At 64.0% G+C, this 15,358-nt stretch carries 17 protein-coding genes; 7 read left to right on the plus strand and 10 right to left on the minus strand.

The genetic code is table 11. From position 1 onward, the window contains the following. Nucleotides 1-122 precede the first annotated feature (122 nt). The 10 genes from rplL to AABA84_RS04955 all read right to left on the minus strand — a co-directional run bounded on the left by rplL (nt 123) and on the right by AABA84_RS04955 (nt 8,047). Nucleotides 123-500: a 50S ribosomal protein L7/L12 gene (gene rplL, locus AABA84_RS04910; RefSeq protein WP_091957455.1), complete on the minus strand. Its 378-nt coding sequence runs from the start codon at nt 498-500 to the stop codon at nt 123-125. 54 nt (nt 501-554) lie between these two features. After that, nucleotides 555-1,073 (minus strand): 50S ribosomal protein L10, encoded by a 519-nt coding sequence (gene rplJ, locus AABA84_RS04915; protein WP_212249007.1) that lies wholly within the window; start codon nt 1,071-1,073, stop codon nt 555-557. Nucleotides 1,074-1,655: 582 nt separating this feature from the next. Continuing rightward, the gene (locus AABA84_RS04920; protein ID WP_338311527.1) at nt 1,656-2,609 is read right to left on the minus strand and encodes a 2-hydroxyacid dehydrogenase; all 954 of its coding nucleotides are present in this window, start codon (nt 2,607-2,609) and stop codon (nt 1,656-1,658) included. Nucleotides 2,610-2,699: 90 nt separating this feature from the next. Continuing rightward, nucleotides 2,700-3,392 carry a 50S ribosomal protein L1 gene (gene rplA / locus AABA84_RS04925; RefSeq protein ID WP_014494487.1) on the minus strand — a complete coding sequence of 231 codons (693 nt, stop codon included), beginning with the start codon at nt 3,390-3,392 and terminating at the stop codon, nt 2,700-2,702. Between the two features lie 6 nt (nt 3,393-3,398). Beyond that, nucleotides 3,399-3,827: a 50S ribosomal protein L11 gene (rplK, locus tag AABA84_RS04930; protein WP_006611824.1), complete on the minus strand. Its 429-nt coding sequence runs from the start codon at nt 3,825-3,827 to the stop codon at nt 3,399-3,401. A gap of 135 nt (nt 3,828-3,962) precedes the next feature. Continuing rightward, on the minus strand, nt 3,963-4,517 hold the full coding sequence (nusG, locus tag AABA84_RS04935; protein WP_008136441.1) for a transcription termination/antitermination protein NusG: 555 nt from the start codon (nt 4,515-4,517) through the stop codon (nt 3,963-3,965). Continuing rightward, nucleotides 4,517-4,708 carry a preprotein translocase subunit SecE gene (gene secE, locus AABA84_RS04940; protein ID WP_026202711.1) on the minus strand — a complete coding sequence of 64 codons (192 nt, stop codon included), beginning with the start codon at nt 4,706-4,708 and terminating at the stop codon, nt 4,517-4,519. Before secE ends, nusG begins: the two co-directional genes overlap by 1 nt. Before the next feature lie 365 nt (nt 4,709-5,073). Further along, nucleotides 5,074-6,342, minus strand: coding sequence for a class I SAM-dependent methyltransferase (locus tag AABA84_RS04945; RefSeq protein ID WP_338311528.1), 1,269 nt, complete (start codon nt 6,340-6,342; stop codon nt 5,074-5,076). Nucleotides 6,343-6,427: 85 nt separating this feature from the next. Then, on the minus strand, nt 6,428-7,447 hold the full coding sequence (locus AABA84_RS04950; protein WP_212249010.1) for a lysylphosphatidylglycerol synthase transmembrane domain-containing protein: 1,020 nt from the start codon (nt 7,445-7,447) through the stop codon (nt 6,428-6,430). A 12-nt stretch (nt 7,448-7,459) separates the two neighbouring features. Beyond that, on the minus strand, nt 7,460-8,047 hold the full coding sequence (locus AABA84_RS04955) for an SIS domain-containing protein (RefSeq protein ID WP_338306314.1): 588 nt from the start codon (nt 8,045-8,047) through the stop codon (nt 7,460-7,462). Between the two features lie 165 nt (nt 8,048-8,212). Here AABA84_RS04955 and AABA84_RS04960 point away from each other — a divergent pair, with 165 nt between their 5' ends. The 7 genes from AABA84_RS04960 (at nt 8,213) to AABA84_RS04990 (ending at nt 15,350) form a co-directional block, all read left to right on the plus strand. Beyond that, nucleotides 8,213-9,229, plus strand: coding sequence for an SDR family oxidoreductase (locus AABA84_RS04960; protein ID WP_338311529.1), 1,017 nt, complete (start codon nt 8,213-8,215; stop codon nt 9,227-9,229). Between the two features lie 82 nt (nt 9,230-9,311). Continuing rightward, nucleotides 9,312-10,877, plus strand: coding sequence for a PfkB family carbohydrate kinase (locus tag AABA84_RS04965; protein WP_212249013.1), 1,566 nt, complete (start codon nt 9,312-9,314; stop codon nt 10,875-10,877). 27 nt (nt 10,878-10,904) lie between these two features. Next, entirely contained in the window at nt 10,905-11,906 is a 1,002-nt protein-coding gene (locus tag AABA84_RS04970) for an NAD-dependent epimerase/dehydratase family protein (protein WP_038973056.1), read from the plus strand. Nucleotides 11,907-11,911: 5 nt separating this feature from the next. Beyond that, on the plus strand, nt 11,912-12,523 hold the full coding sequence (locus tag AABA84_RS04975; RefSeq protein WP_246550384.1) for a hypothetical protein: 612 nt from the start codon (nt 11,912-11,914) through the stop codon (nt 12,521-12,523). Further along, complete coding sequence (locus tag AABA84_RS04980; RefSeq protein WP_338311530.1) at nt 12,520-13,557, plus strand: aminoglycoside phosphotransferase family protein; 1,038 nt, start codon at nt 12,520-12,522, stop codon at nt 13,555-13,557. Before AABA84_RS04975 ends, AABA84_RS04980 begins: the two co-directional genes overlap by 4 nt. Continuing rightward, nucleotides 13,532-14,380, plus strand: coding sequence for a transketolase (locus AABA84_RS04985; protein ID WP_338311531.1), 849 nt, complete (start codon nt 13,532-13,534; stop codon nt 14,378-14,380). The genes AABA84_RS04980 and AABA84_RS04985 overlap by 26 nt, the downstream gene beginning before the upstream one ends. A 10-nt stretch (nt 14,381-14,390) precedes the next feature. Continuing rightward, nucleotides 14,391-15,350: a transketolase family protein gene (locus AABA84_RS04990; RefSeq protein ID WP_338311532.1), complete on the plus strand. Its 960-nt coding sequence runs from the start codon at nt 14,391-14,393 to the stop codon at nt 15,348-15,350. Nucleotides 15,351-15,358: the final 8 nt, after the last annotated feature.

Here is a 15,358-nt window from a genome sequence, read left to right on the forward strand (position 1 = left end):
TTCGGCCTGCGTCGGGACGTTCCGTCGCACGCCTTTTGCATCTGACCCACCCCTTCGAGGAGTGGATCGAGATCCCCGGCGAGGCGGATGCCCGCCCGGGATCTCGCGCCAGTAAGCGCTGCTTACTTGAGTTCGACCTTCGCGCCAGCCTTCTCGAGCTGGGCCTTGATCTTCTCGGCTTCGTCCTTGTTCACGCCTTCCTTGACAGGCTTCGGCGCGCCCTCGACGAGATCCTTTGCTTCCTTCAGGCCCAGGCCGGTGATGGCGCGGACTTCCTTGATGACTTCGATCTTCTTATCGCCGGCGCTGGCGAGAACGACCGTGAATTCGGTCTTCTCTTCCGCCGGAGCGGCGGCAGCGCCACCACCGGCCGGGCCGGCCACGGCGACGGCCGCGGCAGCCGAAACGCCCCACTTCTCTTCGAGGAGCTTCGCCAGTTCGGCAGCTTCGAGCACGGTGAGGCTCGAGAGGTCGTCAACGATCTTCTGCAAGTCAGCCATTGTTCAGTTTCCTTACGTGTAAGTCTGGTTCGGGTTTGAGTTTTGCGAAGGGCGTCAGGCCGCTTCGCCCTTTGAGGCATGAGCCTGGATGACGCGCGCGAGCTTGCCCGCGGGCGCGTTGGCGAGCTGAGCGATCTTGGTCGCCGGGGCCACGATGAGGCCGACGATCTTGGCGCGCAGTTCATCAAGCGACGGCAGCGAGGCAAGCGCCTTCACGCTGTCGACATTCAGGACGGTCTTTCCCATCGAGCCGCCAATGATGACGAACTTTTCGTTCGCCTTGGCGAATTCGACGGCGACCTTTGGCGCCGCTACCGGATCGTTCGAAGTGGCGATCACGGTCGGTCCCTTCAGCATGGGGCCGATGGCAACGACGTCAGTGCCTTCAAGAGCAATTTTGGCGAGACGGTTCTTCGAGACCTTCACCGAGGCGCCAGCCTGCTTCATCTGCATCCGCAGCTTCTGCATCTGGGCAACGGTCAGGCCGGAATATTGGGCAACGATCGCGACGCTCGTGGTCTTGAAGACCCCATTGAGCTGTTCGACCGCGTCCTTTTTTGCCGCTCGTTCCACAGCAAGCTCTTTCCGGTTGGCGGTCATCGCGAGAAGCGGGACCGCCGGGTTGCACCCATCGTCCCACCCAAAACCTGAACCTCAGGGCCAAAACCCCCAGGACACGCGCCGGGCGAGACGACAATTCAAAGCCTGCCCTCCGGGAGCCCGTCAGGGCCCACGGCGTGTCGAGGTCCGAACCAAACCCATTCCGCAACCACCTTAAGGTGGAAGGCGAAGTGAAATCCGGTCTTCACCCGTCTATGCAGGCCATGCGATTAAGCCGTTGAGAAATCGAAATTTCCCGCGGGCGCCTGCAGTCTTGGACAGGACAGGGTCGGCCGGCGAACCGTCCAACCCCTGCCCGCATTCCACCAACCGACGGGTTTTCCTTCCTTTTCGGGCAAATCCTTGCGGACGTCCTGAAAAGGAATGATCTCCTGTCGCGTCGGGTTTTCGGAATGCGTGCACGAACGCGCCAGCCGAGGCCGGCACGTCCGGAAGCGGTTCTTTAACCGCTCGGAGCCTGCTTGCCAAGAGCAAAATTCACACCAGTTCCAATCCGTTGCCGGCGGGGCTTGATCCGGGCCGATAGCGACCGATTCAGGCCGATTTGACCCCGTAAGGCAGCGGCTTGCCCTCAAAGAACGCCGTCAGGTTCGCCAGCACGCAGTTCTGCATGGCGACGTGCGATTCGAGGGTGTGGCCGCCGATATGAGGGGCGAACACCACGTTCGGCAGCGCGGTCAGGGCGTCGGGCGCGTGCGGTTCCTTCTCGAACACGTCGAGGCCGGCGCCGGCGATGGTCTTGTCGGTCAGCGCCGCCACGAGGGCCTTCTCGTCGATCACCGAGCCCCGAGAGATGTTGACGACGTAGCCGTCCGCCCCGAGCCGCCCCAGGATGTCTGCATTGACGACGTGCTGGGTCTCGGCCCCTGCCCGGACCGCGATCATCAGCACGCTGCACCAGTCAGCCAGTGCCTCCAGCGTCGGGAAATATTGATAGGGCAGATCGTACTTGCTGCGGCTGAAATAGCCGACCTCGCTCTCGAAGGCGGCGCAGCGGCCTGCGATCTTGCGGCCGATCTCGCCCATGCCGTAGACGCCGATACGGCGGCCGGGCATGCCCGCCTGGGGACGCATCATCGGCGATTGCTTCGACGCCGCCCAGTCACCGCTGCGGACATATTGGTCGGCGACCAGGATCCGCCGGGTCGTCGCCAGCATCAGGGTCATCGCGATGTCGGCGACCGAGGCCGCATTGGCGCCCGGGCTGTGGCCGACCGCGATGTTGCGGCTGGCTGCCGCCTTCAAGTCGACGCCGTCATAGCCGGTGCCGTAGCAGACGATGGCGCCGAGCCTCGGGAACAGGTCCATCGCCTCGGCACCGAGCGGCGAGCCGCCGGCGGTCAGCAGCGCGCGGATCCCGCCGAGCTCGTCGGCCGGAAACATCTCGCGCGCAGGCTTGCCGCCGGTGTCGAGCAATTCGAACCGTTCGGCGAAACGCGCCATCATGGTCTTGGGAAAGCGCGAATAGATCAGGACCTTGTCAGCCATTGTTCTTGTTTCCGGTGAGCCCTGCCACAAACGACGAGGGGCGGAATCGGTTGCCCAATTCCGCCCCTCGCCTCATGTCACTTCCAAACCTTAGCCGAGGATGGTGCCCGGCTCGACCTTCACGCCGGGGCCCATCGTCGAGGACACCGCAACGCGCTGGATGTAGGTGCCCTTGGAACCGGCCGGCTTCGCCTTCGAGACAGCATCGGCCAGAGCCTTGATGTTCTCGACCAGCTTCTCTTCGGAGAACGAGGCCTTGCCGACGCCGGCCTGCAGGATGCCGGCCTTCTCGACGCGGAACTCGACCGAGCCGCCCTTGGCACCCTTCACCGCACCGGTGACGTCCATGGTCACGGTGCCGATCTTCGGGTTCGGCATCAGGCCGCGCGGGCCGAGCACCTTACCGAGACGGCCGACCAGCGGCATCATGTCGGGGGTGGCGATGCAGCGGTCGAAATCGATCGAGCCGTTCTGCACCTTCTCGACCAGGTCCTCGGCGCCGACGACGTCGGCACCTGCAGCCTTGGCCTCATCGGCCTTGGCACCGCGGGCGAACACGCCGACGCGGAGCGTACGGCCAGTGCCATTCGGCAGGGTCACGACGCCACGGACCATCTGGTCGGCGTGACGCGGATCGACGCCGAGATTGATCGCGACCTCGATGGTCTCGTCGAACTTCGCCTTCGCGCGTTCCTTGACCATCTTGATGGCGTCCGCGAGCGGGTAAAGCTTTTCGCGGTCAACACCTTCGCGGGCTTTGTTCAAACGCTTTCCGATTGCCATGACCGCTTACCCCGCCACTTCCAGGCCCATCGAACGGGCAGAGCCCTCGACCATCTTCATGGCCGACTCGATGGAATCGCAATTGAGATCCTTCATCTTCTTCTCGGCGATCTCGCGCACCTGCGCCTTGGTCACCTTGCCGGCCTTGTCACGGCCCGGCGCCTTCGAGCCGGACTGGATCTTGGCAGCCTGCTTGAGGAAGAACGACATCGGGGGCGTCTTCATCTCGAACGTGAACGAACGATCGGCGTAGATCGTGATCACGACGGGAATCGGGGTGTTCTTCTCTTCCTTCTGGGTCTGCGCGTTGAACGCCTTGCAGAACTCCATGATGTTGAGACCGCGCTGACCGAGCGCGGGACCGATCGGGGGCGAAGGATTCGCCGCACCGGCCGGGACCTGAAGCTTCAGGTATCCGGTCACTTTCTTTGCCATGTATCACTCCTGTTGTGCCGGCTGACTGCCAGCGGTTTCAGGTTCGTGGTCTGGGTCGGATGCGGCTGGCAACCGCCCTCTCCCTCCCACGGCCTCTCTTTGCGCGAAGCCTCGCCGGCTTCCCGCGTTACCCGGTCAGACCTTCTCGACCTGACCGAATTCCAGCTCGACCGGCGTGGCACGGCCGAAGATCGACACCGCGACCTTCACGCGCGAGCGCGCCTCGTCGATTTCCTCGACCACACCCGAGAACGAGGCGAACGGGCCATCGGCCACGCGCACGTTCTCGCCGATCTCGAACGACACCGACGCCTTCGGCCGTTCCACGCCTTCCTGCACCTGGTGCAGGATGCGCATGGCTTCGGATTCCGAGATCGGCATCGGCTTGTTTTCAGCGCCGAGGAAGCCCGTGACCTTCGGCGTGTTCTTGATCAGGTGAAACGCTTCGTCGGTCAGCTTCATCTTCACCAGCACGTAGCCGGGGAAGAACTTGCGCTCGGCGTCGATCTTGCGGCCGCGGCGCACTTCCGTGACCTTCTCGGTCGGAACCAGCACCAGCTCGAACAGCTCCTCGAGCCCGCGCTGCTTGGCCTGCTCGCGGATCGATTCGGCGACCTTCTTCTCGAAGTTCGAGTAGGCGTGGACGATGTACCAGCGCTTGTCGGACAGTTGAGCGGTTGCGGTTGCCATCAGTGAATGCCCAGAAGGTAAGTGATGAGGACACGGATGATCTGGTCGGCGGCGAAGAAGAAGATCGAGGCCACGGCGACCATGACGAACACCATGATGGTGGTGATCGTGGTCTCGCGGCGGGTCGGCCAGGTGACCTTGGCGGTCTCCGAGCGCACTTCCTGCAAGAACTTGAACGGGCTGACTGCCATCGTTTTGATGTCCAACGTCCGTCGACAGACGCGCATGAATTTCAGGGATCCGAACAGCCGCCGTTGGCCCAGCCCTCTGTCTCGAAGGATGAGCCGGAAACCGGGCTCGATTGTTCGGGGATTTCAAAGCCGCGCCGGAGATCCGCGTCTAACGGGCCGGCAGCGAGTGCGGGGTATCTACTGCGGATGAGACCAAACGTCAAGATAGAGAGGGCCCGACTGGACCAGCCGACCTTCCTGGGCGCTAGGGCAGAGCCCAGGCGGATCAAAGGCTTATCCACCGACCGTTCGAGCCGCGATCGCAGCGTTCGACCGGTTCCTTCCGGACGCTCCTCTGGAGCGCCCGCCTCGGCGCCGTTGCGCGGTCAGTCGGCCCGATCGACCATGGAAATGCCCGGCAGCGGCACCACGAACTTTCCGCCTTCGGCGAAGTAGCGGGCGTGCTTGGCCCGGATCGGGTCGACGTAGCGCCAGGCGAAGACGACGACGAACGCCGGCTTGCGCTCATAAAGGGCGGCAGGCGGCAGGATCGGGATGTCGTAACCCGGGCCGGCCATCACGTTCCCCTTCTTGGGATCGTCGTCCACCAGGAAGTCGATCTTGTTCTCCAGGCCGAACTGCGGCAGCAGCGTTGTGGTGCCGACCGAGACGCCGTAGCCGGCAACGAGCTGCCCGCGCGCATGGGCGGCATCAGCCATCGCGACCAGCTCGTCGCGGATCGCAGCGATCCTCTTCACATAGGGCCCATAATAGGCCGGCTGATCCACACCAAGCCGCTCTTCCTCGGCGACGAAGCGCGCGACCTCGGCCGACGGTTTCTTGGCGCCACCGGCGCGCTGCACGGTCACGCGGATCGAGCCACCCTTGGTCCAGATGTGCTGGACGTCGATCAGCTCCATGCCGAGCCGGGCAAAGAAACGGATCAGCGGCTTGATGTTAAAATACGACAGATGCTCGTGATAGACGGTGTCGAGCAGGTTCTTCTCGGTGACGTCGACGCCGTATTGCGTTTCGAAGACGAACAACCCGTCCGGCGCGAGCACGTCGCGAACCCCGATCACCAGCGGATCGAGATTGTCGACATTGGCGATCATGTTGTTGGCGATCACGACGCTCGCCGCGCCGTGGCTCTGCAGGATGCGGTGACCAATGGCATCGGTGAAGAAATCGCCGATGGTCTCGATCCCCGCTTCCGTCGCGCGCTTCGCGATGTCCACAGCGGGATCGACACCCAGCACCCGCATGCCGCGCTCCTTGAAGAAGCCGAGCAGCGATCCGTCGTTGCTGCCGAGCTCGACGACCAGCGAGCCCGGCGCGATGCCGAAGCGGCTGACGACGTCGTTGGCATAGCCCGCGAAGTGCTCCCGCAGGCCGAGCGAGAGCGAGGTGGTGTAGACGTAGTTGCGGTACTGGATCTCGGGATTACCGACATGGAGGATCTGGAGGTGGCCGCAATCCCTGCACAGATGCAGCGCCATCGGCACCGCGGCCCGGAACACCGGATCGTCGACGCTGGCGTCCGGGACCTGGAAGTTCGGCGTGCCGATCGGCATGCCTGCCATCGGGACGACCAGCTCCTGCTTGTCCGAATGACAGAGGCGGCAGGTGTGGCGGACGTAGAACAGGTTTTTCATCGTGGAACCGAAAAATGAGATACGCGATCGGGTGAGGCAATCCCACCCCGTGAAGACCAGACCGGCAGCAACGGGCTCAAGCGGGTCATGGGTGGCTCGAGACTTCCTTGCCCAGCCCGTCGTAGCTGGGGGCTTCCTCCGCCGCCTTGGCGGCCTTGTCCGCTGAATACGATCCGCGCTCCGGACTTGCCAGCCAGATCGCGCCGCCGACCAGCCCGATGATCACGCTGATGGCGCCCAGCAGAAGCGACACCGACAGCGCTTCCTCGGAAGGAACATTCGCCAGACCGAGGCAGGCGACCATCGCCCCCTCGCGAACGCCCCAGCCGCTGATCGAGATCGGGACCGCCGTCAACAGCACCACGGGCGGAATCAGGATGCCGGCGTCCACCACCGAAAGCTGTGCTCCGACACCGCGCGCCAGGGCGAAGCAGGCCGCCGCAGTCACGAGATGGATGAGCAGCGCCGACCCGAACAGCAAAGCGCGGCGCTCGGACTGCAGGAGGAGAAACCGGACCAGCGCTCCGAACCGGACGAAGCTTGCGATCGCCGGATGGGCGATGAGGCGCTTGGGCAGACGATCGAGCGTCAACAGCACCACAGTGCCGGCGACGCCGGCCAGCGTCAGCCCGCCGATGGCCAGAATCGCGGCGTGATCGGACACGCGCGACAACAGGAACGGCAATCCGGCCACCATCAGCGCGATCAGCCCGATCAACGCCGTGAAGCGGTCGGCCGCAACGCCCTTGACCGCTTCCGGCCACTGCACGCCGCGCTGGCGCAGCAGCCACATCCGCACTGCGTCGCCGCCGACCGACGACGGCAGCACCTGATTGAACCAGAGGCTGATCATGAGAATCCGCCAACCCGCGAGCCAGTCCAGCGACACGCCGAGCGCCCGCATGATCAGCTCCCACCGGCCGTTGAGCACGAAGGTCTGGAAGAAGATCAACGCCAGCGCGAGGACAAACAGCAAGGGATCGACCGAGACGAGATGGCTGCGCAACCGCTGCAGATCGAGACCGCGCGCGATGTAGACCAGCACCGCGATCGACAGCAGCAGCTTTACCGAAAACAGGGCCGCCTGTTTGAACCGCGACTGCATCGGATGCCCGCCTCAGGATGCCGGATATTCCGCGCGACCGATCACGAGGTCGATCGCGGCCATCATCCAGAACTGGTGCGTGGTCTCGACAATGTTGTAGCTGCGGCTATCGACGAAGAAATTGACGTCGCCGAGATTGCGCAGCGGATTGTCCGCATTCATCCCCGACAGCGTGATCACGTCGAGCTTCATCGACCGCGCCTGTGCAACCGCATTGAGGATGTTCTTCGAGCGGCCCGACGAACTGATCGCGACGAGGCAGTCGCCGGCGCGGGCGCTCAGCCGCACGGCGTGCGCGATCCAGTCCTCGAATCCGTAATCGTTGGCAAGGCACGACATCATGCTCGCGTCGCTGAAGCAGAGCGCAGGCACCGATGCGTTCTTCGCCAGATCGATCGCCAGATGCGAGGCGATGCCGGCCGAGCCGCCATTGCCGATGAAGATGACGCGGCCGCCCTGGTTGCGCGCGCGCAGCCAGATGGCGCGGGTCGCGGAGATTGCGGCGAAAACGCCGTCGTCGACCGCCGTCGCGCGATGGAGGCGTCCCACGTAATCGTCGAGAAAAGCCTTGTGATCGGGATCGACGGACACGGCGGGCATGGGCTGGCGGCTCGATTGCAACATGACCGGGTGATACCGGCTATTACCAAGGATTGCAAAGGTATAATACTTGCAAAGTCGGCGAGCGGCTGGTAGTCGGCTTTCGGGTTTCACTCAACATTGGCGGGCCTGTTTCGCTGGGCATTCGCGTCACGGATGTTCCTCATGAAATGCATCGTTACTGGCGGCGCCGGTTTCATTGGAAGTCACCTCGTCGACCGTCTGCTCGACGACGGTCACGAGGTCATCGCGCTCGATAATTTCGTCATCGGGCGCCCCGAGAATCTGGCGGCACGCGCCGGTTCGAGCCAGTTGAAAGTCGTGCGGGCCGACGTCATCGACCTCGAGTCGATCAAGCCGTATTTCCACGGTATCGACTGGGTCTTCCATCTCGCGGCGCTGGCCGACATCGTTCCCTCGATCGAGTCCCCGATCCCCTATCATCGCGCCAATGTCGACGGCACGGTCAATGTTCTCGAAGCGGCGCGGCACGCCGGCGTCAAGCGCTTCGTCTACGCCGCGTCGTCGTCCTGCTACGGCATTCCCGACGTCTATCCGACGCCCGAGAGCGCCGAGATCCGGCCGATGTATCCCTACGCGCTTACCAAGAATCTCGGCGAACAGTGCGTCATGCACTGGTGTCAGGTCTACAAGCTGCCCGCGGTCGCGCTGCGCCTGTTCAACGTGTATGGGCCGCGCCATCGTACCACCGGCACCTACGGTGCCGTGTTCGGCGTGTTCATGGCGCAGAAGCTCGCCGGCAAGCCTTTCACGGTGGTCGGCGACGGCGAGCAGACGCGCGACTTCACCTTCGTCAGCGACGTCGCGGACGCCTTCGTCACCGCCGCGCGCTCCGATGTCTCGCACGAGATGTTCAACGTCGGCTCGGACAACACCTACAGCGTCAACCGGCTGGTCGAGCTTCTCGGCGGCGACAAGGTCCACATTCCCAAGCGTCCGGGCGAGCCCGATTGCACCTACGCCGACATCACCAAGATCAAGCGGGTCCTGAACTGGACGCCGAAGGTGAAATTCGAGGACGGCGTCGCGACGATGCTGAAGTCGATGGATCAGTACAAGGACGCGCCCTTGTGGACGGTCGACAAGATCGCCGACGCCACCAAGGACTGGTTCAAATATCTCGGTGACGACGAGGGCTCGCCGCAGAAGGCAAGCTCTTGAACAGGCTCGCCGGATATCGTTGCCGCGAGTCGATCAATTCAGGCCGGCCATCTGAGACCTGCCGGCGCTTTGGGTAATCCACATGGGTAATGCTGCGACAGACAAGCCGACCGGCCATCCGGCACCGCACGACAAGATCAAGACGATCGAGGAGCTGGGCGAGATTGCGCGCGCCGCGCAGGCAAAGGGCCTCACCGTCGCGCTCTGCCACGGCGTGTTCGATCTGGTGCATCTCGGCCACGTCCGGCACATCCTGGCGGCGCGCAACGAGGCCGATGTGGTCATCGTGACCATTACCGCCGACCGTTTCGTCAACAAGGGCCCGGGACGGCCGATCTTTCCGGAGAACATGCGCGCCGAGATGCTGGCCGCGCTCGGCACGGTCGACTGGGTCGGCATCAACCGGACCTCCAGCGCCGAGCCGGTCCTCGATGCCGTGCGCCCCGACACCTACGTGAAGGGCTCGGACTACGAGAATCCCGAGGATGACGTCACCGGCAAGATCGCGACCGAGCGCGAGGCCGTCGAACGTCACGGCGGACGAATCGTCTTCACGCGCGACGTCACCTTCAGCTCGTCGTCGCTGCTGAACCGCTACTTCGACATCTACGATCCCCCCCTGCGCGACTACCTCCAGAAGGTGCGCGAAGGCGGCGGCGCCGAACGCCTGCTGAAGCTGATCGACAAGATCCAGGACATGCACGTCGTGCTGGTCGGCGATACCATCATCGACGAATACCAGTACGTCACGGCGCTCGGGAAGGCTTCAAAGGAGAACATCGTCGCCACCCTGCTCAAGAATGGCGAGCAGTTTGCCGGCGGCGTCATTGCCGCGGCCAATCACGTGGCGAGCTTCTGCAAGTCGGTGGAGATCGTCACGACGCTGGGTGGCAACGACTACCCCGAGGAGTTCATTCGCGCGCATGTCCGCCCGAATGTCACGCTGACGCCGATCCGCATTCAGGGCCGACCGACGACCCGTAAACTGCGGTACGTCGAGATGGGCTATCTGCACAAGCTCTTCGAAGTCTACACGATGGACGACACGCCGCTCGACGAGGCCGAGCGCAAGGAGATCGACCGAATCACCGCCGAGCGCGTTCGTGGCGGGGACGTGGTGATCGTCACCGATTTCGGTCACGGCATGATCGCGTCCAGCACCATCGACACGCTGATCGAGAACTCCAAGTTCCTGGCGGTCAACGCCCAGAGCAACAGCGGAAACCACGGCTACAATCTGATCACGAAATATCCGCGGGCCGACTACGTCTGCATCGACGCGCCGGAAGCGCGGCTGGCCGCGACCGACAAGTTCAGCGACATCGCGTCGGTGATCGAGAATCGCCTGCACGGCAAGATCGATTGCGACAACATGATCATCACGCACGGCTCCTTCGGCTGCTACCCCTTCTCGTCGAAGACCGGCGTCGCGCGCGTGCCCGCTTTCACCAAGACCGTCGTCGACACGGTCGGCGCCGGCGACGCCTTCCTGACGATCACGGCGCCGCTGGTGGCGGCCGGCGGCAATATCGAGGACGTCGCCTTCATCGGCAACGCGGCGGGCGCGATCAAGGTCGGCATCGTCGGTCACCGCAACTCGGTCGAGAAGGCGCCGCTGGTCAAATTCGTCACCGCGTTGTTGAAGTGACGCGAACCGGAAATCTGGAGAACGACAGTGATTGATCAGAAATGGAACGTGATGGTCACCGGTGGCGCCGGCTATGTCGGCAGCGTGCTGGTTCCCCAGTTGCTGGCAGCGGGCCACAAGGTCACGGTGCTCGACCTGTTCATGTACGGCGAATCCGTCTTCGACGCGGTTCGTAACAATCCGAATCTTCGCCTGATCAAGGGCGACATCCGCGATGAGGCCGCGATCAACGAGGCCCTGCGCGGCAACAATGCGGTGATCCACCTCGCCTGCATCTCCAACGACCCCTCGTTCGAGCTCGATCCTGGGCTCGGCAAGTCCATCAACTACGACTGCTTCCGTCCGATGGTGCGCGCCGCCAAGAAGGCCGGCATCAAGCGCTTCATCTATGCCTCCTCGTCGAGCGTCTATGGCATCAAGGACGAGGCCGAGGTGACCGAGGAACTGTCCTGCGAGCCGCTCACGGATTACTCCAAGTTCAAGGCGATGTGCGAGACCGACCTCGCCGAAGAGGCTGCGTCAGGCTTCGTCACTTGCACGGTTCGTCCCGCCACCGTCTGCGGCTACGCTCCGCGGCAGCGGCTCGACGTCGTCGTCAACATCCTGACCAACCTTGCGGTCAACACCGGCCGCATCCGTGTGTTCGGCGGAACGCAGAAGCGGCCCAATCTGCACATCGAGGACATGTCGGCGGCTTATCTGTTCCTGCTGCAGCAGGATGACGCGAAGATCGACGGCAAGACCTACAACATCGGCTACGAGAACCACTCGCTGATGAAGATCGCCGACATCGTCAAATCGGTGGTCGGAAACAACGTCGAGGTCGCCGTCGAGCCGACCGACGATCTGCGCTCCTACCACGTCTCGTCGGAGAAGATCCGCCGCGAGCTCGGATTCGCGCCGACGCACACGATCGAACAGGCCGTGTCCGGCCTCGTGGACGCCTTCAGGTCCGGCCGCCTGCCGAACTCGCTCAACGATCCCCGGTATTTCAACATCAAGATGATGCAGAACATCAGCCTGAAGTGAGCGGCGTGCGGATCGGCATCGATTTCGACAACACGATCATTTGCTACGACAAGGTCTTTGCCGCCGCGGCGCGTCAGCGCGACCTGGTGCCGGAGGGCTGGGAGGGGCTGAAGAACGATGTGCGGGATTACTTGCGATCCCGCACGGGTGGCGAGCTCGCCTGGCAAGGCCTGCAAGGCTTCGTCTACGGCAAGGGCATTGGCGGCGCCGAGATCTATCCGGGTGTTCGCGAATTCCTCGTGGCGTGCAGACAGGCCGGCGCCAAGGTGTACATCGTCAGCCACAAGACCCGATTCGGTCATCAGGACCCCGACCATACTGACCTGCGCGAGGCCGCACGCGGCTGGCTGCGTGGCGCCGGCCTCATCGACGCTGCGGAAGCGGCGGTGGCCACCGGCGATGTTTATTTCGAGGACACGATGGCCGCCAAGGTCGACAGGCTCGCGAGCCTGGAGCTGGACATCTTCATCGACGATCTCGTCGAGGTCTTCGAGCAGCCGCATTTCCCGAAGGGCACGCGATCAATCCTGTTCACGCGTTCGCAGTCAACGCACCCCGAACATTGCAAGCCGATCGCGACATGGGCCGGCATCCGCGACGAGGTGTTTGCGGCATGAGCGAGCCCGACATCAGCGCAGCGGATGCGATGGCGATCGGCAGCCGCCTCGCCGGGGCCCGGGTCGCGGCCGCCCAGCCGGCGCGGTCCGGCGGCAACAACAGGGTGTTTCGGCTGGAGATGGCGGAGGGTCCGCCCCTCGCCCTCAAGCATTATCCGTCCGACGGGCGCGATCGGCTCGGACAGGAATATGACGCGCTCACGTTTCTGTCGCGCCACGGGATTACATCGACGCCGCGGCCGATCGCAAAGGACGCCGATGCGTTCTGCGCGCTGTATCAATGGTTCGACGGCGACGCGGCGGTGCTGCGTCCCCGGGACGACGATGCCGACCAGCTGGCCGATTTCCTGATCGGATTGCAGAAGCTGCGCGACGCCGAAGGTGCGCAGACCTTGCGCAATGCGTCAGCCAGCATCTTTTCACCCGAGGAAGCCATCGCCCAGTACGAGCAGCGCCTCGACGGGTTGACGCGCGAGTCGCAGGATCACCCCGAGCTGCGTACGTTCATCGACGGCAGCCTGGTTCCCAGCACGGCCGTCGCCATCCGAAGGCTTCGCCAACGCTATGCGGAACTGGGGCGGGATCCCGCAGCGGACCTTCTGCCCGCGCATCGCGCATTGAGCCCGTCCGATTTCGGACTGCACAACGCGCTGCGCGGCGAAGACGGCCGCCTGCGCTTCATCGACTTCGAATATTTCGGCTGGGACGATCCGGTCAAACTGCTGTCCGATACCGCGATCCACCCCGGCAGCGATCTGCCCGCAACAAGCGCGAATCGCCTCATCGAACGCCTCACGCAAGCCTTTGCGGCTAGGGATGACGCGTTTGCGATCCGCCGTGACGTACTGTATCCTGTGTTCGGGGCGATCTGGTGCCTGATTGTCCTGAATGCCTATTTGCCCGAAAGCCGCTCCCGGCGCGCCTTGGCTGCGCAAGGTGGCGATCTGACGGTCCGCCTTGCCGGTCAGCTCGACAAAGCCCGCCGGCTTCATCAAACGATTTGCCAACGTGATCCAGATCTCACCCCACGCTGAAGCCGCCCTCACCTGCACGCTGGACGAGCGCAGTCTCTATTTGCGCCGCCTGGTCCTCGGTTCTGTCCGCTCCGCGGGACGCGGCCATGTCGGTCCAGCCCTGTCGCTGATCGAAATGGTCCGCGTGCTCTACGACGACATCCTGCGGATCGATCCGCAGAACCCGCGCGATCCCGAGCGTGACCGCGCCATCCTCAGCAAGGGACATGGTTGCCTCGCGCTCTACGCGCTTCTCGCCGATCGCGGCTTCTTCCCGCTGTCGGAGCTGGACGGCTTCTGCGGCTCCGACAGTATCTTGGGCGGACATCCCGAATACGGCATGGTGCCCGGGGTCGAGGCCTCGACCGGCGCGCTCGGACACGGCCTGTCGATCGGCGTCGGCCTTGCGCTCGCCGCCCGCATGCGCGAGCGCAGCTACCGGACCTTCGTGCTGCTCGGCGACGGCGAGATCAACGAGGGATCGGTGTGGGAGGCCGCCATGGGCGCGGCCAAGCACGGGCTCGATAACCTCGTCGCGATGATCGACTACAACAAGCTCCAGAGCTATGGGCCCACCGACTACGTGCTGCCGCTGGAGCCGCTCGCGGACAAATGGCGCAGCTTCGGCTTTGCCGTGCAGGAGCTCAACGGCCACGACGTCGGCGCCCTGCGCACCGTCCTGAAGCAGGTCCCTGTCGTTCCGGGCAAGCCCACCGCGGTGATCTGCCATACCGTCAAGGGCAAGGGTCTGCCGCCCGCAGAATCCAACGCCGACTGGCATCACAAGAACAAGCTGTCCGACAGCGAGCTAGACGCCATCCGCGTCGCCGTCGGCGATTTTTGATCGGCTCCCCATGCGCAACACCGCGATGAACATGGTCCACAAGCTCGCCGCGCGCGACGAGCGTGTGCTTTACATCGGCTCCGATCCCGGCGCCGGCACGCTGCGTGCGATGAGCAAGGAGTTTCCCAAGCGCCATCTGATCGAGGGCATTTCGGAAGCGCACATCATCGGCATGTCGGCCGGTCTCGCGATGGAAGGCTTCGTGCCTTACGTCAATACCATCGCGACCTTCCTCACCCGCCGCTGCTACGAGCAGGTGGCCGTCGATCTCTGTCTGCACAATCTGCCGGTGCGGCTGATCGCCAATGGCGGCGGGCTGGTCTACGCACCGCTCGGTCCGACCCACCAGGCGATCGAGGACATCACCATCATGCGGGCGCTGCCGAACATGACGGTGGTCTGCCCCTGCGACGCCGACGAGGCCGCGCGCATGATGGACAAGACGCTCGACTGGACCGGACCGATCTACATCCGGCTCGGCAAGGGCGGTGACGCCATCGTCTCGAAGGCCGAGCACGGCTTCGAGATCGGCAAGGCCATCCTGATGCGCACCCCGGGCGACGTCCTCATGGTGACCACCGGCATCATGCTGCAGCGGGCGCTGGCCGCAGCCGACCTGCTGGCCGCGCAAGGCATTCGCGCCGGCATCCTGCACATGCATACGGTGAAGCCGCTCGACACCGAAGCGCTGCTGCAGGCAATCCGCGGCATCAAGCTCCTGGCAACGCTGGAGGAGCACGTGCCCTCCGGAGGTCTCGGCAGTGCGGTTGCGGAGACGCTGATCGACAAGCTCGGCTCCGGCCTGCCCGCGATGCTGCGTCTGTCGCTGCCGGACCGCTTCATGCACAATTACGGCTCGCAGGACTCGCTGCTGAAAAAGCACGGCCTCGCGCCCAACGCCATCGCGACCTCGATCGAGCACGCGCTCGCGGCGTCGCGCACCTCCGCTCCTCAACTCCATTCCACCTGACGGGTCAC

This window comes from Bradyrhizobium sp. TM239, assembly GCF_036247985.1.
Taxonomy (GTDB): Bacteria; Pseudomonadota; Alphaproteobacteria; order Rhizobiales; family Xanthobacteraceae; genus Bradyrhizobium; species Bradyrhizobium ottawaense.

Coding starts and splice junctions, on each gene's coding strand:
- AABA84_RS04920 (WP_338311527.1), bottom strand. CDS start 2,609: ATGGCTGACAAGGTCCTGATCTATTCGCGCTTTCCCAAGACCATGATG.
- nusG (WP_008136441.1), bottom strand. CDS start 4,517: ATGGCAACCGCAACCGCTCAACTGTCCGACAAGCGCTGGTACATCGTC.
- AABA84_RS04990 (WP_338311532.1), top strand. CDS start 14,391: ATGCGCAACACCGCGATGAACATGGTCCACAAGCTCGCCGCGCGCGAC.
- rplL (WP_091957455.1), bottom strand. CDS start 500: ATGGCTGACTTGCAGAAGATCGTTGACGACCTCTCGAGCCTCACCGTG.
- AABA84_RS04950 (WP_212249010.1), bottom strand. CDS start 7,447: ATGCAGTCGCGGTTCAAACAGGCGGCCCTGTTTTCGGTAAAGCTGCTG.
- AABA84_RS04960 (WP_338311529.1), top strand. CDS start 8,213: ATGAAATGCATCGTTACTGGCGGCGCCGGTTTCATTGGAAGTCACCTC.
- rplK (WP_006611824.1), bottom strand. CDS start 3,827: ATGGCAAAGAAAGTGACCGGATACCTGAAGCTTCAGGTCCCGGCCGGT.
- AABA84_RS04980 (WP_338311530.1), top strand. CDS start 12,520: ATGAGCGAGCCCGACATCAGCGCAGCGGATGCGATGGCGATCGGCAGC.
- AABA84_RS04965 (WP_212249013.1), top strand. CDS start 9,312: ATGGGTAATGCTGCGACAGACAAGCCGACCGGCCATCCGGCACCGCAC.
- AABA84_RS04955 (WP_338306314.1), bottom strand. CDS start 8,047: ATGCCCGCCGTGTCCGTCGATCCCGATCACAAGGCTTTTCTCGACGAT.
- AABA84_RS04945 (WP_338311528.1), bottom strand. CDS start 6,342: ATGAAAAACCTGTTCTACGTCCGCCACACCTGCCGCCTCTGTCATTCG.
- secE (WP_026202711.1), bottom strand. CDS start 4,708: ATGGCAGTCAGCCCGTTCAAGTTCTTGCAGGAAGTGCGCTCGGAGACC.
- rplA (WP_014494487.1), bottom strand. CDS start 3,392: ATGGCAATCGGAAAGCGTTTGAACAAAGCCCGCGAAGGTGTTGACCGC.